16 protein-coding genes are annotated in these 22,758 nt (G+C 48.4%); 1 reads left to right on the top strand and 15 read right to left on the bottom strand.

The features are described 5' to 3' along the window. Positions 1–264: 264 nt before the first annotated feature. The 11 genes from Q0600_RS04790 to groES all read right to left on the bottom strand — a co-directional run bounded on the left by Q0600_RS04790 (position 265) and on the right by groES (position 15,316). Positions 265–2,346: an RNA degradosome polyphosphate kinase gene (locus Q0600_RS04790; RefSeq protein WP_298757538.1), complete on the bottom strand. Its 2,082-nt coding sequence runs from the start codon at positions 2,344–2,346 to the stop codon at positions 265–267. A gap of 113 nt (positions 2,347–2,459) precedes the next feature. Further along, entirely contained in the window at positions 2,460–3,245 is a 786-nt protein-coding gene (locus Q0600_RS04785; RefSeq protein WP_298757536.1) for a tetratricopeptide repeat protein, read from the bottom strand. Positions 3,246–3,253: 8 nt separating this feature from the next. After that, complete coding sequence (locus tag Q0600_RS04780) at positions 3,254–3,391, bottom strand: hypothetical protein (protein ID WP_298757533.1); 138 nt, start codon at positions 3,389–3,391, stop codon at positions 3,254–3,256. Positions 3,392–3,426: 35 nt separating this feature from the next. Next, complete coding sequence (locus Q0600_RS04775) at positions 3,427–4,020, bottom strand: hypothetical protein (RefSeq protein WP_298757530.1); 594 nt, start codon at positions 4,018–4,020, stop codon at positions 3,427–3,429. Further along, positions 3,960–4,499 carry a hypothetical protein gene (locus Q0600_RS04770; protein WP_298757527.1) on the bottom strand — a complete coding sequence of 180 codons (540 nt, stop codon included), beginning with the start codon at positions 4,497–4,499 and terminating at the stop codon, positions 3,960–3,962. The genes Q0600_RS04775 and Q0600_RS04770 overlap by 61 nt, the downstream gene beginning before the upstream one ends. Positions 4,500–4,953: 454 nt before the next feature. Further along, a complete protein-coding gene (locus Q0600_RS04765; protein WP_298757524.1) occupies positions 4,954–7,122 on the bottom strand; it encodes a hypothetical protein in 2,169 nt (722 codons plus the stop codon). Continuing rightward, positions 7,094–9,175: a replicative DNA helicase gene (locus Q0600_RS04760; RefSeq protein ID WP_298757521.1), complete on the bottom strand. Its 2,082-nt coding sequence runs from the start codon at positions 9,173–9,175 to the stop codon at positions 7,094–7,096. The genes Q0600_RS04765 and Q0600_RS04760 overlap by 29 nt, the downstream gene beginning before the upstream one ends. Before the next feature lie 930 nt (positions 9,176–10,105). Further along, positions 10,106–11,173 (bottom strand): flavodoxin-dependent (E)-4-hydroxy-3-methylbut-2-enyl-diphosphate synthase, encoded by a 1,068-nt coding sequence (gene ispG, locus Q0600_RS04755; protein WP_298757519.1) that lies wholly within the window; start codon positions 11,171–11,173, stop codon positions 10,106–10,108. 619 nt (positions 11,174–11,792) lie between these two features. After that, entirely contained in the window at positions 11,793–12,830 is a 1,038-nt protein-coding gene (locus tag Q0600_RS04750; protein WP_298757516.1) for a hypothetical protein, read from the bottom strand. 572 nt (positions 12,831–13,402) lie between these two features. After that, positions 13,403–15,040 carry a chaperonin GroEL gene (groL, locus tag Q0600_RS04745; RefSeq protein WP_298757513.1) on the bottom strand — a complete coding sequence of 546 codons (1,638 nt, stop codon included), beginning with the start codon at positions 15,038–15,040 and terminating at the stop codon, positions 13,403–13,405. A gap of 12 nt (positions 15,041–15,052) precedes the next feature. After that, complete coding sequence (gene groES / locus Q0600_RS04740) at positions 15,053–15,316, bottom strand: co-chaperone GroES (protein WP_297893655.1); 264 nt, start codon at positions 15,314–15,316, stop codon at positions 15,053–15,055. A 205-nt stretch (positions 15,317–15,521) separates the two neighbouring features. On the opposite strand from groES, the gene Q0600_RS04735 reads away from it, so the two are divergent. Beyond that, positions 15,522–17,768: a hypothetical protein gene (locus tag Q0600_RS04735; protein WP_298757509.1), complete on the top strand. Its 2,247-nt coding sequence runs from the start codon at positions 15,522–15,524 to the stop codon at positions 17,766–17,768. A gap of 360 nt (positions 17,769–18,128) precedes the next feature. On the opposite strand, the gene Q0600_RS04730 is transcribed toward Q0600_RS04735, so the two are convergent. The 4 genes from Q0600_RS04730 to Q0600_RS04715 form a co-directional block, all read right to left on the bottom strand. Continuing rightward, the gene (locus Q0600_RS04730) at positions 18,129–18,764 is read right to left on the bottom strand and encodes a hypothetical protein (RefSeq protein ID WP_298757505.1); all 636 of its coding nucleotides are present in this window, start codon (positions 18,762–18,764) and stop codon (positions 18,129–18,131) included. A 52-nt stretch (positions 18,765–18,816) separates the two neighbouring features. Beyond that, complete coding sequence (locus tag Q0600_RS04725; protein WP_298757502.1) at positions 18,817–19,434, bottom strand: hypothetical protein; 618 nt, start codon at positions 19,432–19,434, stop codon at positions 18,817–18,819. A gap of 231 nt (positions 19,435–19,665) precedes the next feature. Continuing rightward, positions 19,666–20,109: a GatB/YqeY domain-containing protein gene (locus Q0600_RS04720; RefSeq protein WP_298757500.1), complete on the bottom strand. Its 444-nt coding sequence runs from the start codon at positions 20,107–20,109 to the stop codon at positions 19,666–19,668. Positions 20,110–20,384: 275 nt separating this feature from the next. Continuing rightward, positions 20,385–22,622, bottom strand: a complete 2,238-nt coding sequence (locus Q0600_RS04715; RefSeq protein ID WP_298757497.1) for a nitric-oxide reductase large subunit — start codon at positions 22,620–22,622, stop codon at positions 20,385–20,387. Positions 22,623–22,758 lie beyond the last annotated feature (136 nt).

Raw genomic sequence — 22,758 nt, 5'->3', positions numbered from 1 at the left:
CGGGTAAATAAACTTTGAAATTTTAAGTTAAAAAATTTTAAAAATTTATCATAAGTAAGCGGAATTTTATCTACGTACGTAGTATTTCGGGCATCATGGCGGACTGGCATTTTTACGAAGCTACGTCCTGCAAAATTTATAAAATTTCGAATTTCCGTAAATTTACTGCGCGTTTGCGGCGCAAAATTCCGCATTTAGCATTTATAAGCTCGGTCTGCGCGCGGGCTTAGCGCGCGGCTAGCCCTAGCAGAACCGAGACTGCGCCTAGCTCTCCTTCAAAAGCTTAGTTAGCGCCGTGCCGCTTTCGTCGTGCTTGCGGATGTTTTTATAAATTTTATTGAAATAAATTTCTAAAAATTCCTGATCGTCGATTTTCTCTTCGCCCTTTTTCGGCACGATCTTTCGGTACTCGCCGCTGCTTTGCAGCTCGAATGCAAGCTCGTTGTCGCTTAGCTGAAGCTTTAAAATTTCTTTGAGCTTGTTTTGCAGATTTTCGTTGTAAATCGGGCTCATTAGCTCCAGTCTGCGCTCCAAATTTCGCGGCATCCAATCCGCGCTCGCGATGTATAGGCTTGGTTGCGCGTGCGCGAAGTAAAAAATTCTAGCGTGCTCCAGGTATTTGCCGACGATCGAGATCACACGGATATTTTCGCTAACGCCCTTGAGCGCGGGGCGCAAGCAGCAGATGCCGCGCACGATGAGATCGATCTTTACGCCCGCGGCGCTTGCTTTATATAGCGCTTTGATCATATCGCCGTCGACAAGAGCGTTCATCTTAGCGATGATCCTGCCGGCAGAGCCTTTTTTCTCCTCGTTTTTTATCATCGCCAGGAGCCGCTCTTTGATCTGCATCGGCGACATAGAAAGGTTATCGAGCTTGCGGTTTTTGTTGTAGCCCGAGAGGATGTGGAAGAAATTCGTCGTGTCCTTGTCGAAGCGGTCGCCGCAGGTAAAAAAGCTCACGTCGGTGTAAATTTTAGCGCTAGAGCCGTTGTAGTTGCCCGTGCCTAAGTGGATATAAAATTTTAACTTGCCTTCCTCTTTTTTGATGATCTGCGTTACCTTGGCGTGGACTTTAAAGCCCGTGATGCCGTAGATGACGTGCGCGCCCGCGTCTTCGAGCGCCTTTGCCCAGTGCAGGTTGTTTTCCTCATCAAACCTCGCCTTAAGCTCGACCATCACCGTCACCTGCTTGCCGTCGCTTGCGGCCTCGATCAGGCTCTGGACGATCGGGGAGTTTTTTTCCACGCGATACAGCGTCATGCGGATCGAGATGACTTTCGGATCCTTGGCAGCCTCTTTGATGAGTTTTTGGACAGGATCGAAGCTCTCGTAAGGATGGATCAGCAGGATATCCTCCTTCTCCATCGCGCTCATAACGGAGGTGTTTTCGTTAAAGGGGGGCAGAGTCTTTGGCAGATACTGAGGATGGGCTAGAAAGGAAAAATCCTTATTAGAAGCGATCTCCCAAAGCCCGTCCAGCGTAAGCGGCACGGCGCATTCATATATATCTTTGTAAAAAATTTTAAGATGAGAATTTAGAAATTCTAAAAGCTCGGCATCGGCATCTTTTTCGATCTGGAGCCGTACGAAAGCCCCCTTGCGGCGCAGTTTAAGCCCCGCTTCTAAAATCATCATAAAATCGTCCGCTTCCTCCTCTTCAATTACGATATCTGCGTTTCGCGTGACGCGGAAAGCTGCGGAGCTGATGAGCTTGTAGCCCGGAAAAATTTCCTCCGCATGGCGCTTTACGATGGTGCCGATCGGCACGTAGGTATTTTGCGCTACCTGCACGAAGCGCGGGATCACGCGTGGGATCCTAATCATTCCAAAATGCACCGACTCGGGCGAGCCCTCATCGCAGAGCTTGACTGCGAGGGAGAAGCTGAGATTGTTTAGATGCGGGAAAGGATGGGTCGCATCGACTGCGATCGGGACGATGACGGGCATTATCTGCGAGAAGAAAAACTCGTCCGCCACGGGCTTTAGCTCGGGCTGCAGCTCGTCGTAGCTTTTGATAAAAAGCCCGTTTTTGCAAAGCTCCTTTTGGATTCCAAAATACTGCTGCTCAAGCTCGGTTTGTTCGTTTCTTAGATAGGAGCGGATCGCGCGTAGCTGCTCAAGAGGCGTCATCTCGTCATCGCCGCTGGTTATAACGCCGGCGGTAAAAAGCTGCTTCAGGCCCGCCACGCGGATCATATAAAATTCGTCTAAATTCGTGCTGTAAATCGCTAGAAATTTTAATTTTTCAATTAGCGGGATATCCTTTTTGCATTGTTCCAGCACGCGGGTATTGAAGCGTAGCCAGCTTAGTTCACGGTTTATGAAATTATTTTGTGTTTGCATAAAAACTCCTTTTTGAATATTAATTCTAAGATTATAGCCCAATTAAGATTAAATTTTAAAGCCCAAATTTTAAGAGCTTGCAAGTGGGGCAATTTAGTATTTAAAATTCTGCCCTAATTCCCTATTTTTCCTAAATCCTTGCACATTTGCGCGTCGCCGTCTTTGCAGCCCAGCTTTAAATACCGCCTCAAATATAAAATTTGCTCCTCCTCCTCCTCGCTCATATCGAGTACCCATTTGCACGCCTCCTTTATATTACCCCTGTCGCAAGCCTTCTTGCAAAAATTTTTGCCTTTATTTTTATCTACTTTAGCCCACAACAGCAGTCCGTAAGCATAGCACGAAGGGTAATGCTCTCCGTTGCAGCCGATTTCATAAAATTTCATAACCTCATTTATATTCTCATTCTCTCTGTTTAACGATGTGGCAAAGTGCCCGCATCCTGCGGGATTTCCCGCATCGCAGGATTTTTTAAAATACTCTTTTGCCGCAAGCTCATCCTTTTTTACGCCCTCGCCGTAAAAATATAAAAGCCCGTAATCGTCGCAAAATTTCGTGTCTAGCTCGCAAGCTCTTTCGTAATATGTCTTGATTTTCGCGTGTTTTTCGTCCAAAGAAGTAAGCGAATACGCTTGCCCCATAAAAATGCAGCCTTTGGCACATCCCAAACTGCATGATTTTTCAAAAAATTCCAATGCCAAATCTTCGTTTTTTCGTGCGCAAGATTTATTATTTAGAATTAAAGCCGCCAAATAGCATGCTTCGCCGTCGCCGCTATTACATTTCTTTAAATTTAAATCGTAAATATCGCACGCAGGCGCCCCTAGAGAATAAATTTCGCTTACGCTCGCGGCTTTCAAAAACAGAGCCGATACGAGTATAAAAAATAGCGCTTTCATTTTAATCCTTACGAATGATATAAATTTAAATTTAGATCGGCAGGCGACGTAAATTTTATCTCTTTGCTAGCGGCTGCGCTTTGGTTGCGCTCTGCCGCGGCTTGCGTTATTAAAGGCGCCAAAATTACGGGATAGAATTTTTCCATTATCGTTCTTTGCCCCTCTTTGGATTCGCCATCTTTTACTCCTTGGTTGAATTTGCGTCGTATTTATCACTTATTTCCCAAAAGGCTTTTTTCGCACACTTTACGGGATCGTGTTCCTCCTCATCTCGTAAGCAGTTTTCTAAAGCCGTCTTTAGCGCGCAAGATTTTAGTTTAAATATTTTTTCTTTTTCTAGATGCTCTGAATATTTTTCGCAAGCTATAGCGTAATTATGTGCCGCTCTTTTGACATTGCCTCTTATCGCAATATCATGAATTCCGAGGTTAAAACAAGAAGCTGCAATACCCGCCTTGCAAGATTTTTCTAAAGGCACAAAAGCCGCTTCACGCATACCGAGCTCTAAACCCATAATATAACCCACATCGGCACATCCGATCATATCTCCACTATCGCATTTTTCGGATAAAATTTTTATTAGCTTAGTGCATGAGCTGTATTTGCCGTTTCCTTTATTGCATTCGTTATAAAGATTTTGTTCCTCTGCCGTAGATTTGGCAAATGACGGATACGACAATATCATAATCAATAAGAATAAAATACCGATACTTCTCATTTCAGCTCCTCTACAGTTCTTTTTAAAAGAGCTTTGCCTTTTATTATCGGATTGCATTCTTTATCTTTTAAACAGCTCTTTAATTCCTCATTCATTCTACAAAAAAGCTCACTATTCTTCAGCTTGCTATCGCATACTTTTTCAAAACTCCTAATTGCTCTTTGTATATTGCCGTTAAATTCTATATCTTCCCAACCTAGCCCCATGCAATATTCGATAAGGTTAGCATCGCACAGCTTAATCAGATATTTCATAGCTTCCTCTTCTCTAAACAAAGATTGTAAAAAATCACTCTGTATAGTACATGAGCGCATATTACCATCCTCGCACTCTTTAGATAAAATTTCAACGAGTTTATTACACGATCCATATTTTCCGTCACCGTAATCGCAGGATTTAAAAAGCGTCCTTTGCTCTTCGTTATTAAAATCCTCTAACTTTATCAAGCTTGTCAAATGCGATTTTGCTGCAGCAGGAATCGCCGCAAATGCCGTTATAAACGCAAATAACGAAATTTTAAGATAGAATTTTCTCATTAGCACTCCTTGTTTTAAGCGGCGATTATATTTAAAAATTTTTAGTTGGCTCTTAAATTTAAGGAGCACGGCGGCGCGATAAGTGCGCCATAATCCCACCCGCCTGCACTTAGATGAAATTTTAAAATTTCGCCGTGTGTTGCGCAAGCCTCGCGTATGAAAATTCCATAATCTACCGCCAAATTTTACTCGCAACGGGTCTAAATCTCGCTGCATGTTCATGCAGGATAAAATTTTATAAAATTCCTCGCTCGCAGCGCTACTTAATGTGCACTCGTCGCACTGTCGTTTTGTGCGCCTATTTTTTTGCCGCTAGTTTCGCTACCGTTTCGTACCTACCGAACCACCCATTTTGATGCACACCGCCCACCGCCCGCCACGCACGAAAGCTCTATAATCCGCCGTAAAATTTCGCTCGCAACGGGTCTAAGTTGCGCGGGCATAATCCGCTGCCCTACTTCCCGTCTAAATTTAAAATTTCACTCGAAATTTCATCTATCGTCGCGTTGAAATCCTCCGCCAGCGCGCGCTTTAGCTCCTCTTTCGCCGCCATCATATCGCGCACGATCGCAGCTTCAAACTCCTCTCGGTTCAGCGCCTCGTCGCCCTTGGCAAACGCAAAATCCAGCCCAAACCACGTAGCCACGGCAAACGCAGGCACGCACACCACCGCGCCTGGACCGCACACGAGCCCCGCACTACCGCTGGTCGCGCTGGCGCCCGCCTTGGTAAGGGTCTTCGCGCCCGTTTTAGCCGCAGTTTTAGCGAGGCTCTTGCTTATCAGCTTTGCACCCAACACACCGCCCAGCGCCCCTAGCCCCGTCCCGCTCGCGCGATACGCCTTGCTTTTTAGGCTGAAGCTCTGCGTGACGTTAAGATCGATTTTCGCGCCGTATTTTTTGAGCGTAAAATTTAGCGAGCTCTCATAATTTTTGACGTTCGCCGCAGCGATTTTAGCGATATTTTCGCCGAAATCCTTCGGGAAGCTTTCGCTCACGAAGCCCGCAAATTTCTCATTCAGATACGCCCCCGCGTCATCGTCCCACACGCCGTGCCACAGCACCAGATAATCGCTTAGAAACGAGTAATTGAAATCCGCCATTTTCTGCGCGCTAAGCCTCGCGCCCTCGTCATAAACGGCGTCGATGTAGCTATTTAGCGCGGACGCGGCGTTTGCTTCCGCGGCGAAGCGCGTAGCGTTTAGCTCGCCTCTTAGCGCGTCCGCCTCGCGCGCGCTTAAGATCAGCCGCTCGCCGCTTTGCAGTACGATCTGCACGCTCGTCTCGACTGCGCTTTTAGGATGTGCGCCCTCCGCTCCGCTGCCTGCCGTGCGCGTCTGCGCGGCGCAGATCAAACACAGCGTGACGTAAGCAAGCGCAAAGATCGTGCCGCTAAAGCGCCCTATTTTGGGCGCGGCTGCTGCTCGCGGCATAAAAAGCACGAAGGCGCAAAGATGCAAGATCGCGCAGTAAAAGAGGAAATCTCTCGCGCAGATCAGAAACAAAAGAGCGATTTTTAGCGCGCTAGGGCTCTGCGACAGCGCCAGCTCGAACAGCGCGTTTTTGTAAAATTTCAAAGCGTAAATTTCATTTAGCAGGGCGGATCTGAAGTGCGCTTGCGGCACGGTAGATTTTAAAATTTCAAAAATTTCGGCTACCGATGCGGGGCTTGTCGCGGAATTTTTGGCGGAATTGTCGGCAGCCATACTCGGTGCGGCGGGGTTTTGGGCTAAATTTTTCGCTGCGGCGGGGCTAGTCGTAGAATTTTTAGCGAAGGTCTGCGGCGCGGCTGCGGTATTTGCCTTTGAATTTTCAGCCGAGGCGTGCACCGCTCTGACGGAGCCTGCTTTAAAATTTGCGGGCGAAGCGGTAGGATTTTTGACGGCGTCCGGTGCGGACTTGACAGCATTATCGGTCTCGGAATTTCTAATAACTATGGCAGCGTTATTCGCCGCGAAATTTTTAACGGATTTAGCGGCATTATATGTTGCAAAATTTCCGACGGGTGCCGAAGCGTTATTCCTCACGAAGTCTTCGGCGGATGAAGCGGTGCGGGTAAGCGGAGTAAAATTTATCGCGGAATTTAAAGAGTGCTCAGCTGAATCCGTAGCGTCCGCAAGCTGCAAATAGGCTAAATTTATGGCGAAATTTACCGCTACGGCAAGCACGGCGAGCAGCAAAATGCTAAGCTTCAGCGATAAAATTCTAGGGTTTTTAATCTCTTTTAGGCTAAGCTTAAGCACCGCTAGGCGCATCAGAGCAAGAGCTGCAGGCAGCGCCGCGAGCGTCACGAATAGCTCCGCGCCGCGCAGATCCGCTAGGCCTAGCGCCAAAGTGACGCTTAAGAGGATCGCGCCCGCGCAGGCAAAAACCCCGCTTATGAGCCTGCCTCTAAAAATTTTAATCAAAGTCCCGCCGCTGCGAAATAGCGCCGCATTGGCGCGCTGCTTTGCCTCGTAAAAAAAGCTAAATAGCACCCGAAATAGCGCGTAAGCCCAAAACGCCGCCAGCGCGCAAAAGCCCGCGTCACTGAAATCCTGCGCGTAAAGCGCGAAGCAAAAAACGCTAACGATCAGCGCTAGCCTAAGCGCTATTTCACAGATCCAGCGGCGCGTCGTCGTCATCGAGCCTGTTTGCCTCATTGATCTTTGGAATGCCCATTTCTTCGATATTTAAAGGCGGCGCGGGTTTAAATTTCGCCTCATCCTCTTGCGCTTCAAAAGGCGGCTCATCATCTCTTTCAAAATACGTAGTGCCCTCTTGCTGAGTGTTATTTGCGCCTTGCGATGCGCCTTTTGCATCTTGCAGCGCGTCTTTTGCGCCTTCCGCACTCTTTACGTTCTGCTCGGCCGAATTTCCGCGCACGCCCTCTGTTTCGGGTGCGACGCCGCCAGCTCTTGCATCATCTAAATTTTGCTCCTGAAATTCTTGCTTTTGCGGTGCGTCCTGTGCCGCGCGCCGTGTTTCTACTAGGCCCTGCTCCACGCCAAATTTAGACTCGCCGTCTATCTCCTCGCCGTACTGCGCATCGCTTTGACCGAAGCTAGGCATCTCATCAAAATCGATATTTACTCCGGAATTTCGGACGCTAGCGGAGCTTGTGCTTAAGTTTACGCCGCTATTTTGCGCTTCGTTAAAACTCTCCGTGCCGTTAAAGTTTTGCGCTAAATTCTGCTGCAAATTCTGCGCCGTATCAAGACGCGGCGCAGCAGGCTCCTCAAAGCCCTGATCTTGCAGCTGCGAAACGTAGTCGAGATTGTCATTTTCGTTAAAGATCGCGCTCTCGCTGGGCTCGCCGCCGAAGCTCGTATCGACGAAGCGGGTAAATCTGCCCTGAAAGCCCACCTCGATCGTCCTGCCCGCCTCGCCCGAGCGGTTTTTGCCGACGATGATTTCGGCTTTTTCCTGATAGTCGTTGCGCCTAAACACGGGCTCGCCGGCGTCCTTGCCCTCGGCCTCCAGCCGCGAAATGCGCTCGCGCTCCATCTGCTCTTTATAAACCTCATCGCGATAGACGAAAAGTATGATATCGGCGTCCTGCTCGATCGCGCCGCTTTCGCGCAGATCGCTTAGCATCGGGCGTTTGTTTGAGCGCGCCTCAAGCGAGCGGTTTAGCTGCGACAGCGCGATGATCGGGATGTTTAGCTCGCGTGCTAAGAGCTTGAGTCCGCGTGAAATTTCGGCGATTTGCAGGTGGCGCTCGGAGTAGTTGCTCGTGCTCGTCATAAGTCCGATGTAATCGATCACACAAAGCTCGATATTGGCGTCTGCGGATTTGAGCTTGCGCAGCTGGGTGCGGACTTGGTGGATGTTCACGTAGCCGCTGTCATAGACGAAAAGCGGCATATTTAGCACCGCGTCGCAAGCGTCGTTGAAGCGCGTCCAGTCGTCGTCGCTGAGCTTGGCGCTCATTATGTCGCTTAGCGGGATCGAGCTAAGCGCGCTTAGTATGCGATACATCAGCTGCACAGAGGGCATCTCGAGCGAGAAAAATACGACGCCTTTGCCGCTTTGCAGCGTTTTCATCATCAAATTTAGCGCAAAGGCGGTCTTTCCCATACCGGGGCGGGCGGCGATGATGATGAGCTCACCCGGTTTCAACCCCTTCGTGCAGTCGTTTAGGAAGCGAAAGCCGGTATCTAGCCCCACGAGCTCCGAGCCTGCGAGCGCCTTTTGGCGTTTCAGCTCCTCTACCACGTCGGCGATGATCTCATGCGATTTTTTGATGCCGCCGTGGCGCTCCTCGTCGATGAGCTCGTAAATTTTAGAGCTGATTTTATCGGCGGTGTCCTTGCTGCGCACGGCTTCGTTTACCATCGAAGGGATCTCGTGCGCTACCTTGATTAGCGAGCGCTTGATCGATTTTTCGCGCAGTTCGAGCGCGTATTTTGGGGCATCGACCACGCCGCTGGTGGCTACGACCTCGGTAAATACGCCATCGTCGTAGCGCTCGGCTAGCCATTTTTTAACGAAGCTCGGCGCGATCGGCTCGTTGTGCGAGGAGCATTTGACGATCGCCTCGTAGACGTCGGCGTGCGGCTTGTAGAAAAAATCGCCGACCGAGATTATCTCGCTCAGCTCGCCGTATGCGTCCTCGTTTTGCAAAAGCGAGCTTAAAATCGCGCGCTCCATATCCAGATCGTATAAATTTGCAGGCACATTCTGCTTCGTTACCATCGCTTCCCCTCGTTTCGCGCGCTTTTGCGCGTCTAAATTTTAAGCTCTATAAAATCGTAAATTTTAATCCGCAGCCCCCGGTCCAGCGCTTTTGAAAACCGATGCGGCTTTGAACGCTCGTTGCGGCCTTGGAACTATCGCGGCTTTGAAAGTTTCGCGCTTCAAAAATCCACACGATTTTAAGCCGCTGCGCTCTTATGCTGCACACACCGCGGCGATTTAAGGCTGCGCCCAAAGGCTACGGCAGCGGATTTAAAATTTTGAAATTTCATAGAGCTTGAAATTTCGCTAGGGCTTAGAATTCTTTAAAATTTTAAGCCCGCCTATTAAAATTTAGCGCCCCCAGCTCGGGCATTAAATTTTGCGCCCAAGCTGCGGCGAGCGAACTTTGCTAAATTTAAACCGAAACGTCGCGATCTGAAATTTTTCAAACGCCTTAAACAATGAGCCAAATGCCGCGGCATTTAAATTTAACGCTCGCTCGCTGTTTCGCAAACGGTGCGTCCGTCACGCTAAATTTAATGCGGCTCGACTCCCGCGCCGTGCCTTGAAATTTTACGCCGCAAATTTAGCACCGAATCGCGAGGCTCAAATTTTAAAATAAAATTTCACGGCGAATTGCAAAGTTAAAATTTCAAACTCAAAATTCCAAAACGAAATCCTAGAGCTAAAATTTTAAACCTGAAATTCCAAACTAAAATTCCAAGCCGCACTCCCAAAGGCTCAAATTTAAAAGCGCTGCCTCGGAATTAAATTTTAAAATTTTACGCCTCAGACGCGCTGTACCGATGAGCCGAACAAACCGCGATAAACCCAAGAGCGCCTTAAAACGCCGAGCAAACTACAACTAGCCAAGCGCGCCAGAATTCAGAGCCAAGCTACCCAAGCCACGAATCATAGCGATATTTAAGCCGCTAGGCGCCGCAGCTCTCACGCTCCTTCGCGAGCCCGCACCTCGTCCTCGACCTCTTGCAAAAACCGCTCCACGAGCTTGCTCTCATCGAGTTTGGCGACCACTTCGCCGTGGCGCATCACGATGCCGCGCCCGTTGCCGAACGCGATCGCCACGTCCGCGCCCTTCGCCTCGCCGATCGCATTTACGACGCAGCCCATGACGCTGATATTTAGCGGCGTTTTTATGTGCGCGGTTTTTTCTTCGACGATTTTGATCGCGCTTAGCAGGTCGCTTTGCAAACGCCCGCAGGTAGGGCACGAGATGATATTGACGCCGCTTTTTTGCACGCCCGCATCCTGCAGGATCGCGCGCGCGACGCGGATCTCCTCCTCAAGCTCGCCCGTGATACTCACGCGCATCGTATCGCCGATCCCCTCCATCAAAAGCGTACCAAGCGCGATCGCGCTCTTGATGCTCGCGTGAAATTTCGTCCCCGCCTCGGTCACGCCCAGATGAAAAGGATACTCGCACAGCGGGCGCAGCGCGCGATACGCAGCCACCGTACTCGGCGCGTCCGAAGTCTTAAGCGAGATCGCGATGGCGTTAAAGTCCTCATCTTCAAGCAGCGCGGCGTTATACAGCGCGCTTTGCACCATCGCCTCCACGCTGCGACCGTATTTCTGCTCAAACTGCTCCTCCAAAGAGCCCAAATTTACGCCGATGCGGATAGGCAGGCTGCGAGCTTTGCACGCGCGCACGACCTCTTTGATACGGTCCTTGCCGCCGATATTGCCCGGGTTTATGCGGATAGCATCGACAAACTCCGCAACCTGCAGCGCTAAGCGAAAATTAAAATGGATGTCCGCTACGATGGGAAGCGGCGAGCTTTTTTTGATGCGTGCGAGCGCGTCCGCGTCCGCTTTATCGAGTACGGCGCAGCGCACGATGTCGCAGCCAGCGAAATACAGGCGGTTTATCTGCTCTAGCGTACCCTCCACATCCTTAGTCTTAGAAAAGCTCATCGATTGCACGGAGATGGGCGCGCCGCCGCCGATTTTGACGGAGCCGACGGAGATTTGGCGGGTCGGATAGCGATTTTTCAAATTTAAGCCTTTAGAATTTTTTGCGCTATTTTATTCAAAACGGGGTTAAAATTTAATAATTCGCACTCGCCACCCGCCGTATAATTTCACTCGCTAAATTTTGCTTTCGCACTTGCGGAAAATTTTATTTCGCCGTGAAATTTTAGCAAATAGAGTTCTATAAAATTCCGCCATCTAATAAAATTCTAAAAATTCCGGTAGCAAATAAAACTATACAAAATTTTATGACAAGCGAAATTTAATAAACCACACAGCCAAGCAAAATTTCGCGAACTTGGCAGGCAAGCGAAGTCATGCGACATAAAATTACAAAATTAAGCTTTTGAAATTTTGGCGAAATTTTACCCGCAGTATCGTCGCAGCGCTCGCTCGCGCAAAACGAATGCAGTCTGGTTTATCCTAACAGCACGGCATGCAGCCGTGAAATTCAAAGCAAGTGGATGAAATATGAAAAATTCTATCTTTAATTGCAGCATTAGGGCATTGTTTCGCACGGCGGCAAAGCCGAAAAACATCAGCGTTCGTGTTTTTGCAATGCAAGCGCCTGTATCGCGATCTTATAGAGGCAGTAAAATTTAAACCGCCTACGCATATAAATTGCGTCGGCATGCCGCCTAGGCTAGCGCACCAGCTCCATATTCACCTTGACCCTGCTCATCTTGTCCTGCAGCATATCCATCACCGACTCATTGCGCGACGAAGCATCATCCATCGGGGCTTCGTGCTGCTGCCACTTGCTTTTAGGCGCGGCAGGACCCCACTGCGATGAAAATATCAGCCCGCGCTTTTTCTCAGTCTCAGGCGCAGGCTCGTAAGGCTGTGGAGCGGGCTTCGCCCAACGCTCATCATAACGCATCGCAGCACCTTGCCCTAGCGCATTACCCCGCTTTGGCGACGACATCTTACTAAGCGCGCTACCGCCAGAGCGCCCTATCGCACGGCTAGAGCGAGCAGATGTGGGAAGATAGGGCGCGCGAGCATTTTGACGAGCCGTATACTTCGTGGCGCTCGAATGAGATGCAGCTGTATGCCCCATAGCGCCAGAACGAGTTGCACTATAGACGCGGAGAGCTTGCGGCTGTGCAATTCGAGCCGTCGTTAATTTGCGAGCTTGTGCGTCTACGATTTTACCGGTCTGCTCATCCGCGCCTCCGTGAGTTTGCGCGCTTGCGCTTCTCCGCATATCTGCACCTCTGTAAGTTTGCGCAGTATCGCGAGCGCTTGGCGCCTCGTCCTCATAGATGCGGGTCTTTGGCAAACGCATCAGCGTCGCAACTAGACTCTTGCTAGCTTCATTCTGGCTGTTTGATTGATTAGCCGGGCGCCTAGATGCTTTATTTCTCGCAGAATGCGATGCGAAATTTTGCCCGGGATTTTTAGTAAAATTTTTCGCACTTTTTTGCGTGGAATTTTTAGCGAAATTCCTAGACGCACGCGTATTTTTTGTGAGCTTGGAATTTGAAAGGCTTTTAGCATTTGCAGGTTTTTTAGCATGCGGCTCGGCAGAGGATCTTGCCGAGGTATTTTTACTCGAATGATCTTTGGCTCGCAGATTTTGAGATGAAATTTTAGATTTATGGTTTTGCTGCGCAGCAAAAATGCTAGAGAAGCTCGTCAAAATGAACGCAATTAAAAAAATACGAGCTAAATTTTTCATCGTTTTCCTTTCCATGGATTTTAGGCGAAATTTAGCAAAGCTTAGATTAAGCCGCGTTAAATTTAATGAGTGAGGCTATGAAATTTCAGCTCTAATTCCAAGCCGTATCGCCAAACAAAAGGCTAAGCTTTAAAAATTCCGCAGCTAGGATTCTGTTTGGCAATAGAATTTTATCACACTAAAAATATGACGCCACGAAAAAATTTTATCTTGTAAGCGTTTAGGTGGGATAGCTGAAAATTTTAAAGTTTTAGAATTCTGCGCTTAAATTTTGAGTGGCAAGTCAGAATTTAAGGTAAAAAGCAAGCTCAAATAAAGTTTTTAAATTTAAAGGATAATGCGGCAAAACCGCAAATTTGCGGTAAGATACGAAATTTGCGAGATCATGTGGCGACTAAAAATTACACCACTTAATCGTTAATTCATAATAAATCGCCGCGCCTTAGACATATCCAAAACGCGGCACATCTCATTCTACGGCGCATAGCTAAAGCATCACCGCACATAAGCGCTGCAAAATCTTGCAGCGCCGTTGTAATGGCATAGGAGCGCCGAATGACGCTCCTATGGGGCTACATCATTCCGCCCATGCCACCCATTCCGCCCATATCAGGCATTGGAGGCATTGCAGGTTTCTCCTCTTTAATCTCGCTGACGGTCGCTTCGGTCGTTAGAAGCAGGCTTGCGACGGAGACCGCATTTTGAAGCGCGATGCGCTCAACCTTGACTGGATCAATGATACCTGCCTCAAACATATTGACGTACTCACCGTTTGCGGCGTTGAAGCCGAATTTTTTGTCTTTATTCTGCTCGACGGCATTTGCTACGACGCCCGCGTCAAATCCCGCATTCTCGGCGATCTGGCGAAGTGGAGCGAAAAGCGCGCGCTTGACGATGTCCGCGCCGATAAGCTCGTCGCCGCTTAGGGCCAGTTTTAAGCTAAGTCCCGCTCTGATTAGCGCAGCGCCACCGCCGATTACGATACCCTCGTCTACGGCAGCTTTAGTTGCGTTTAGAGCATCGTCCACGCGGTCTTTTTTCTCTTTCATCTCGGTTTCGGTCGCAGCGCCTACTTTGATGACTGCGACGCCGCCGCTAAGCTTAGCCATACGCTCTTGAAGCTTCTCTTTGTCGTAATCGCTCGTAGTCTCGGCGATCTGAGCTTTGATCTGCGAAACGCGCGCGTCGATATCTTTTTTCTTGCCCGCGCCGCCTACGATGGTGGTGTTGTCTTTGTCGATCACGATGCGCTCAGCCTGTCCGAGATCAGCCATAGAAGCGCTTTCTAGCGTTCTGCCAAGCTCCTCGCTGATGACGGTGCCGCCCGTTAAAATCGCGATATCTTCAAGCATCGCCTTTCTGCGATCGCCAAATCCAGGGGCTTTGACCGCGGAGATGTTTAGCACGCCGCGAAGTTTATTTACGACCAAGGTCGCAAGCGCCTCGCCCTCGATATCTTCGGCGATGATTAGAAGCGGCTTGCCGCTTTTTTGAACCTGCTCCAAAACCGGAAGAAGATCTTTCAAATTTGTAATTTTTTTGTCAAATAGAAGCACTAGTGGAGAAGCTAGCTCGACTAGCATTTTCTCGGCATTTGTAATGAAATATGGGCTTAGATAGCCGCGGTCAAACTGCATTCCCTCGACTACGTTTAACTCATCGTTAATAGATTTTGCCTCTTCTACCGTGATAACGCCGTCCTTGCCGACTCTTTCCATAGCGTCTGCGATCAGATCGCCCACCGCGCTATCGTTATTAGCAGAGATCGTAGCGACCTGAGCGATCTCTTTTTTGCCGTTTACTTTTTTAGATGATTTTTTTAGCTCTTCAATAACCGCAGCGCTAAATTTATCCATACCGCGCTTAACTTCGATCGGATTTGCGCCCGCAGTTACGTTGCGTAGGCCCTCTTTAAAGATCGCGTGAGCTAGCACGGTTGCTGTAGTAGTGCCATCTCCTGCTTGATCGTTGGTTTTACTCGCTACTTCGCGCACCAAAGAAGCACCCATATTCTCTAGCGTATCTTTTAGCTCAATCTCTTTAGCGACGGTTACGCCGTCTTTTGTGATCGCAGGAGCGCCGAAGCTCTTTTGGATTAAGACATTGCGACCGCGAGGTCCCATCGTAACTTTTACAGCATCGTTTAGCTTCCTAACGCCCGCGTAGAGTTTGTTTCTTGCGTCGTCTGAAAAAATAATCTCTTTTGCCATTTTCAATCCTTTTTATTTAATTATGCCTAAAACGTCTTCTAAATTTAAGATAAGAAATTTCTTATCGTCTAAGCTAATCTCGCTGCCTGCGTATTTTGCAAACGCTACGATATCGCCATTTTTGACGCCTTCACATTCGCTGCCGACGGCTACGATTTTGCCGGTCGAAGGCTTCTCTTTTGAAGCATTGTCGGGGATGATGATGCCCGAAGCGGTCTTTTTTGTTTCCTCCTCGCGCTCTATTAGAACGCGCTTGCCAAGTGGTTGAAATTTCATTTCAGTCCTTTCTTTGATTTGTGATTTCTAAAATTGGCACTCAATGTGTTTGAGTGCTAGGATTATATGCAAAATTTAAAATCTTGTCAATAGTTTATGAAAAATTTTTATAAAACTTTAGTGATTTTAACTCAAGTATTGAGATTTCAAACGTTAAATTTTAAGGGCTATAATACCCTCAAATTTTAAATTTTAAGGGGACGAAATGAAAATTTTCGGCATAATCGCAGGAATTTTAATCCTGCTTGTCGTAGGCGCAGGCTGCCTATTTTTCAGCGATTTTGGCAACAATCTTACTAAGCCTTACATAGAAAATTTGATCAAAGAAAAAAGCGGCCTTGACGTAAAGCTTGAGAAATTCGATCTAAATTTCGGCGATCTGGACATCAGCGCCAACGTAAATGACGCTGCAAACGTAAACGTAAAGGGCAAATACTCGCTTTTTGCGCGCTCTTTCGATCTTAACTACGACGCAAACGCGCACGATCTAGCCAAGCTCGGCATCAAAACGAGCGAAGGACTAAGCCTCAAAGGGCAAATTTTAGGCGATCTTGACAAATTCGGCATCAACGGCAGCGGGCGGATTTTTGATAGCAACGTAAAATTTTTAGCAAATTTAAAAGACCTCAAACCGCTTGATCTGCAAATCGACGCTAAGGGCCTAAACGTCGAAAAGGCCCTTGCCGTGGCCTCTCTACCGATCTACGCCAAAGGAAATATCGACATTCTCTCAGACATCAAGGCTAGCAGCGGCGGTGCAGAGGGCAACGCGAGCATCAAAAGCTCAAATTTGATCCTAAACGAATCTGCGTTTAAAGATATGAATATCTCCATCCCAAAGGGCGTGCAGATCATGCTAAACTCGGACATTACGGCGCAAAATGACGTCCTGCGAGCAGCAAGCAAGATCGATTCGACGCTAGGCAAGATCGGCGCCGAAAAATCAGAATTTGATCTGAAAAACAAAACTTTAAATTCCGATTTTAATCTAAGCTTGCCCGATCTAGCGAAGCTCGAAAGCCTTATCGGGCGCAAAATTTCTGGCGACGTTAAAGCAAACGGAAATTTAAAGACCGATTTTTCTACGCTTGAGCTTTCAAACTCGCAAATTTTGGCGTTTAAAGACGCGCTTAAAGCGGATGCGGAGGTCAAATACGATCTTAAAAACAAAAACGGCGAGCTGTCCGCAAAGCTAAACGCAAACGATCTGGCCGCGCTGCAAAACGTCCTGGGAGTGAAGCTGCAAGGCAAGGCAAACGGCGAGCTTAGCGCGGCTCTAGCGCAGAACGAACTTAAAAATCTAAGCTTAAATCTAAACGCGATGGGTGGCAACCTGAATGCGAACGGAAATTTAAGTGATCTTAAGCTTAAAACGAGCAATCTAAATCTGGCAGTGCTTTCGGCTCTGTTTTACGGCAGCGCGATCGGAGAGGGCACGATAAACGGCGATGCGAAGCTAAGCTTAAAAGACGGCATCAACGGCACGGCGCAAATTTCGCTCGCTAGCGGCGTGATTTTTAAGAAATTTTTAGACGGCGCGACGGGCAAGAACTTCCCAAGCGATCTGAAAACGGACGCGCAGGCGCAGACAAATATCAAAAACTCCGTCGCGACCTTTAGCGTAAGTGCAAACTCCGATCTGGCGCAGCTTCAGAGCTTAAACGGCACTTATGAGCTTAAAAACAAAGCGCTTAAAGCAAACTACGCGCTGCTGATCCCGAGCTTGCAGCGACTAGAATTTTTCTTAAATCGCAGACTAAACGGCAAAATTGCCGCTACCGGCGAGCTTTCGCATGACGGCAAGAGCCTGTTTGCGACCATAAATTCCAAGGTCGCGGGCGGTGAGCTGAACGGACAGATCGCGGGCGATGAGGCAAATTTTAAAATCCAAAATTTCATCGTCAAAGAGCTTACGACGCTTCTAAATATCGATCACGTCTACGACGGCACGGGCAATGCAAATCTTACGTATAATACTAGCTCGCACAGCGGAAAATTCGACGCGATCATCAATAACGGTCGCCTTCCTAGCGGCGGATTGATCGATAAAATCGGCAAAATTTTAGGCCGCGATCTAGGCGGTGAGGTCTATAACGACGCCAAAGTAAACGGCACGATCAAGCAGAATTTAATCAATTTCAACGCCGATATGAGCGCGCAAAAAAGCAAGCTAAACGTCACCGGCGGCACGCTGGATAGCAAAACGGGCGCGATTTCGGTGCCGGTTAAGGCAAACATCGAAAAAACCGATCTTGAAATAAACATCACCGGCACGATTAAAGAGCCGAAATACAATGTCCAATCGGACTATCTAAAGGGCAAACTCGACAAGCAGATCGGCAAGGGCATCGACAAGCTTTTCGGCGTGAAAAAGGACGATAATAGCAGCAAAAACGACGCGAAAAAGGAGCAATCAGACGCGATTAAAGGGCTGATAAATGGGCTGTTTTAGCCCATTCGCTCCCATTTGGCGTTTGGAATTTTATGGATACTGCTAAACGAGCGCGAGATTTAAAATTTTGAAATTTTGAAATCTCGCGCAGTTTAAATTTTCAAATTTAGCGCTAGCTGGCGCAGCTAGAGCCGCAAAATTTCAAAACTCGGCGCACGCTATTTATCAAAATTTTAAATCTCGTTTCGGTCTGTTTTTGATGACGATTTAAATTTATCGCCGTAAGCTTATCCTGCTCGCGCCGCTATCTGCGATAAATTACGCAGCGCAAGCCTAGCGCCTTTTAAAATGCTTCGTATCGATACTGCGCGCCGTGTTTTCAGGCCATCCGATGCTACTTAAAATTTCGCGGCGCAATGTTTATTGCAGTTGGCGCCATGTTTGATAAAATTTACCCGCCATTATCGCAAGAAAAATGAGCGTCAAAGCTCCAAATATCGTAGCTGTAAATTTATCATCCGTCGTAGCGTATTTGTCATATCTGAATTTCATCAGATACTCGCGCTGCGGCGGATCTATGCTTGCATTGTAATCCAAGAATAAGACCTGATACGCCGTGCCGCGATCTTGAAACGGAAACGGACGGCTTTGATACCAAGCTTTAACTCGCTTGCCTTCCAGCCATTCGTATGCGATTAGCGAGATAGAAGGCTTGATATTTACGCCTTGCCACTCGTCCGCTCCTGACCGCTTAAAATTAGCTTCAGCAATTGCTGCATTGAGCAAAATTTTATTTTTATAAAAAGAGGTTAAGTTATCCGTATCGTCATTTAAAAAGACTTTGATAAATTTGCGCTCATCCGTAAAAATCTGCATATATTCGCGCCCATCATCGCTTCTGACATCCATGATTATTCCATTTGCGATTTTCAGATCGTCTAAGCTTTTCGGATTCAAGCTAAAAAGAAATCCGTACCACATCGCCGCCAAATAAAATGCGATCATAAATAGATCGAACTTGCGATCTAAGTTATACCAAATTTCGCCGAGCTTCATCGATCATTACATTGTAAGTTTCGCTGCAAGATACGGAATTTTACGGCTTTTATTATCGCGGGCTATATTCCTGCATCATCACCACGGGCAGAAACAGTACCGTTCCCACGATTATTATCGGCACAGCTACGATGGTGCTTATCGTATACAATAGGGCGTTGCCCTCGCAGCGTTCAGGCCTAACCTCGATGTTTGCCGGAATCGGAGAGCGCAGCCTATCGCTTGGCTTCATTATTTCGCTAAGATTTTTGATCTGTACGACGCGCGCATCGAAGTAGAAAATCACTTCTATCTCGCCTTTTTTCTCATCGATTTCGATGCGGTTCGCTAGAGCTTTGATTTTGGCGACGTCTGCTCCTGCGGCAGAGTTTAAAAAAGCACTGAAGCTACCGCGCGCCTCGCCGTTTTTAGCATCGGTTACTTCGATCTGTACAAACTCGCGCTTAAGCCCTTTGGCGTATCCGCCATCGTAAAATTCCGAGATATTCTTAAGCGACGAGCCGTTCGTTAGGACATAGCTGAGTTTCTCACCTACGATGTATTCCTTGCCATCGTTTATGAAAAATGCCGTAATCTTTTCGGGCGTTTCGTTCGCCCCAGGCACTACGTTTTGTTTGCACTGGCACCCCACAAGCAGGACAGCTAGTAAAACTGCGATAAATTTTTTCATGATGATCCTTTAAAATTTTAAATTAGCGTATGAATTCCGCAGCCCAAGCTCTATCTCAAAAAATTTCAGCAGCGAAATTTTACGCCTTAAATTTCACGCTCGGAATTTCAGTGCAAAATTCCGCGCTATAAAATCCTGACGCAGAATTTTGGGTGCGGAATTTCGATACGGAATTCTGCGTTCCGCAAAACTCCGCCGAGGAGCAAAGCCACGGCTTTTAAATTCCCGGCTCTACTTCAGTGCCGCTTTGACCGCCTCGCTTAGCCGCTTGCCGTCTACGCTTGAGCCGAGCGCTTCTTTGGCAGCTTTCATCACGCGCCCCATATCCTTTGCGCCGCTAGCGCCAAGCTGCGAGATTAGCGAGCTAACCGCGGCAGCAAGCTCGACATCGCCTAGCTGCGCGGGCAGATAGGACGCGATGATCTCGATCTCGCCCTGCTCTTTTTGCACCAGATCGTCGCGACCGCCCGCGCGGTACTGCTCCACAGAGTCATTTCGGCGCTTGATCTCGTTTTGAAGTATGCTAAAGACGCGCTCGTCGCTAAGGCTGATGCGCTCGTCCACCTCGACCTGCTTAAGCGCAGCGTTAAGCATCCGCAGGCTGTCTCTGCGGAAGTGATCGCCGCTTTTCATCGCCGTTTTAATGTCTTCTAAAATTTGCTCTCGCACACCCATTTTCTACTCCTTGAGATTAAAATTTCGGCGGTAATTTTAGCAAATTTAAAATTTGGCTTGGGTAAATTTAAGGGGATGAAATTTTAAAATTTTAAAGATTGATCGCGATTTGCGGCTAAGCTTAAAGCTCGCGCGGGTATCGTCTGCGGCAAAGACTCGCGCGCAGCTCCCATTTGCGGAAAAAAGCTCTTGCGAAGCCTAGTAAAATTTAAAAAGCCCCGCAAGAATATAAAATCCCTGCGGGGCAAAGCAAACGATAAGAGCTCGCGAAGGCTCTATTTAGCGCGTGAGAATATCATTCGCACGATTTGAAGTAAGAAGCACACGCTTCCAACCAAAAAGATCGTATCGCCGATGATGCGCGCCCAGCGGAGCCCGTAGAGGCTGTCTTTTTGCAAGAATTCCGCGCTTCTTGCATACCACATACCCACGTCGATCGCCGCGAATGCCTGCAAAATTCCAACCGGAAGAAGCGAAATCAACACCATTAGAAGCAGACCCGCGTTAAGAGCCCAAAAGCCGATCTTCATCAGCGTATCGTCAAAGCTTTTTTGCCTGTAGATATACAGCGCCACGAGCCACACGAAGCCGAGCGCCAAAAAGCCGTATACGCCAAATAACGCCGTATGGGCGTGCACCGCGGTGGTGTTTAAGCCCTGGATGTAAAATAGCGCAAGCGGCGGGTTGATTAAAAAGCCGAAAACGCCCGCGCCTAGCATATTCCAAAACGCTACGGCGATGAAGCAGTAAAGCGGCCATTTTAAACGCTTAGCCCAATCCTGCGCGAATTGAAGCTTGTAGTAATGAAACGCCTCTGAGCCCAAAAGCACCAAAGGCACGACTTCAAGCGCCGAAAAGCTTGCACCCACAGCCATTATCGGCGTAGTGGTGCCCGCAAAATAGAGGTGGTGGAAGGTACCAGGAATTCCGCCGATTAGGAAAATCGATGCGCTAGCAATCGAAGTGTAGGTGGCAAATTTCTTGCTTACTAAGCCCAAGGACGCGAACACGAACGCCAAAGACGCCGTCGCGAAAACCTCGAAAAATCCTTCGACCCAAAGGTGCACGACCCACCAGCGCCAGTACTCCATCACAGGGATCGGCGAGCGCTGTCCGTAAAATAGCCCCGCGCCGTAAAAAAGCCCCACGGCGATGACCGAAGCGGTAAAGATCGCCAATAAATTCTTATCGCCCTCGGCTCTAAAGCCCGCGATAAAGCCGCGCAGCACGAGCACCATCCAGATCACAAGACCCACGAACAGTATCAGCTGCCAAATTCTACCGAGGTCTAAATACTCATATCCTTGATGTCCGATCCAGAAACTGCTGCTTGGATCCATCTTGCCCGCAATCGCCATGTATTCGCCCGCGAAGCTGCCGACGACCAAGAAAAGAAGCGCGTAGAAAAGCACGTCCACGCCGAGCTTTTGAAATTTCGGATCCTTGCCGCCGTTGATGATCGGAGCTAGAAACAATCCCGCCGCCAAAAAGCCCGTAGCGATCCAGAAAATGGACGCTTGCACGTGCCAGGTGCGAGCTAGCGAGTAAGGGATATATTGCGAAATATCAAGCCCGAAAAAGGACTGACCCTCGATCGTATAGTGCGCAACAAAGCCGCCGATGAAGGCTTGAAATGCAAACAACGCAATCGCTACGAAAAGATATTTGCCGAGCGCCTTTTGCGACGGCGTAAGCGCTAAAGCGGCGATTGGATCTGCGCTAAGCTTCGCAGGAGCCTCGAAATCCTCGTCCTTTTTGCCGTAGAAATTTCCAAACCACACTAGCAGGCCGATGCCGGTAAGCAAAATAACGAGGCTTGCGATCGTCCAAACGACGTTTTCCGTGGTAGGGACATTGTCTATTAGCGGCTCGTGCGGCCAGTTATTGGTATAGGTCGCCTCTCCGCTCGGACGATCCGTAGAAACCGCCCACGCAGTCCAAAAGATGAAATCCACGAGCTCGGCGCGGTGTTGCTCGTTTGCGAGCGTATTTTCCTTCATCGCGTAATCCTCGCGAAGCTTTTTAAAGCGCGGATCGTTTCCGAAAACACCCATGTACTCGTCTTTTACGACCGCCATAGCCTTTAAGCGATCATCGCTTAGCTTAACGGTGCCGTCTTTTACGGTGTTGGTGCGGTACTCGGCCTTTGTAAGCGCTTTGATCTGCGCCTTTTGCTCGTCATTTAAGGCGTCAAATTTCACGCCGAAACGCTCCTGCGCCTTGATATCCATAAACGCGACCAGCTCCTTATGCAGCCAATCCGCGCTCCAATCGGGCGCCTGATACGCTCCGTGACCCCAGATCGAGCCCACCTGCATACCGCCGATGCTCTGCCAGGCCTCCTGCCCGCGGTAAATGCGCTCGGTGCTGATTAGCTCAGCTCCGCTAGCATCGGTAAATTTTACCACCGGCGGAGACTGCCTATACACCTCGCCGCCGTAAAAACCCAAGAAACTAAAGCCCACGATGAGCACCGCTACAAGCGCCATCCAGAGCTTTTTATATTCTGCCATTCTCACTCCTTTAACTGAAATTGGGAGAGAATTTTACCTATTTAAATTTCAATAAGCATTGAGGTCCGTCAATAAAAAGATAAAATTTATCTGCTTAAGCTGAAATTTATTAAAGTATACTGAAATAAAGGGTTTT

It is taken from the genome of uncultured Campylobacter sp. (genome assembly GCF_938041645.1).
Lineage (GTDB): Bacteria > Campylobacterota > Campylobacteria > Campylobacterales > Campylobacteraceae > Campylobacter_B.
Note: the sequence above shows the minus strand (reverse complement) of the source record. Positions and strands in the feature narration are given on the sequence as shown.

What these genes read in the sequence shown, in the direction of transcription:
- Q0600_RS04790 (WP_298757538.1), bottom strand. Translation starts at nt 2,346, where the DNA reads ATGCAAACACAAAATAATTTCATAAACCGTGAACTAAGCTGGCTACGC.
- Q0600_RS04785 (WP_298757536.1), bottom strand. Translation starts at nt 3,245, where the DNA reads ATGAAAGCGCTATTTTTTATACTCGTATCGGCTCTGTTTTTGAAAGCC.
- Q0600_RS04780 (WP_298757533.1), bottom strand. Translation starts at nt 3,391, where the DNA reads ATGGAAAAATTCTATCCCGTAATTTTGGCGCCTTTAATAACGCAAGCC.
- Q0600_RS04775 (WP_298757530.1), bottom strand. Translation starts at nt 4,020, where the DNA reads ATGCAATCCGATAATAAAAGGCAAAGCTCTTTTAAAAAGAACTGTAGA.
- Q0600_RS04770 (WP_298757527.1), bottom strand. Translation starts at nt 4,499, where the DNA reads ATGAGAAAATTCTATCTTAAAATTTCGTTATTTGCGTTTATAACGGCA.
- Q0600_RS04765 (WP_298757524.1), bottom strand. Translation starts at nt 7,122, where the DNA reads ATGACGACGACGCGCCGCTGGATCTGTGAAATAGCGCTTAGGCTAGCG.
- Q0600_RS04760 (WP_298757521.1), bottom strand. Translation starts at nt 9,175, where the DNA reads ATGGTAACGAAGCAGAATGTGCCTGCAAATTTATACGATCTGGATATG.
- Q0600_RS04750 (WP_298757516.1), bottom strand. Translation starts at nt 12,830, where the DNA reads ATGAAAAATTTAGCTCGTATTTTTTTAATTGCGTTCATTTTGACGAGC.
- groL (WP_298757513.1), bottom strand. Translation starts at nt 15,040, where the DNA reads ATGGCAAAAGAGATTATTTTTTCAGACGACGCAAGAAACAAACTCTAC.
- groES (WP_297893655.1), bottom strand. Translation starts at nt 15,316, where the DNA reads ATGAAATTTCAACCACTTGGCAAGCGCGTTCTAATAGAGCGCGAGGAG.
- Q0600_RS04735 (WP_298757509.1), top strand. Translation starts at nt 15,522, where the DNA reads ATGAAAATTTTCGGCATAATCGCAGGAATTTTAATCCTGCTTGTCGTA.
- Q0600_RS04730 (WP_298757505.1), bottom strand. Translation starts at nt 18,764, where the DNA reads ATGAAGCTCGGCGAAATTTGGTATAACTTAGATCGCAAGTTCGATCTA.
- Q0600_RS04725 (WP_298757502.1), bottom strand. Translation starts at nt 19,434, where the DNA reads ATGAAAAAATTTATCGCAGTTTTACTAGCTGTCCTGCTTGTGGGGTGC.
- Q0600_RS04720 (WP_298757500.1), bottom strand. Translation starts at nt 20,109, where the DNA reads ATGGGTGTGCGAGAGCAAATTTTAGAAGACATTAAAACGGCGATGAAA.
- Q0600_RS04715 (WP_298757497.1), bottom strand. Translation starts at nt 22,622, where the DNA reads ATGGCAGAATATAAAAAGCTCTGGATGGCGCTTGTAGCGGTGCTCATC.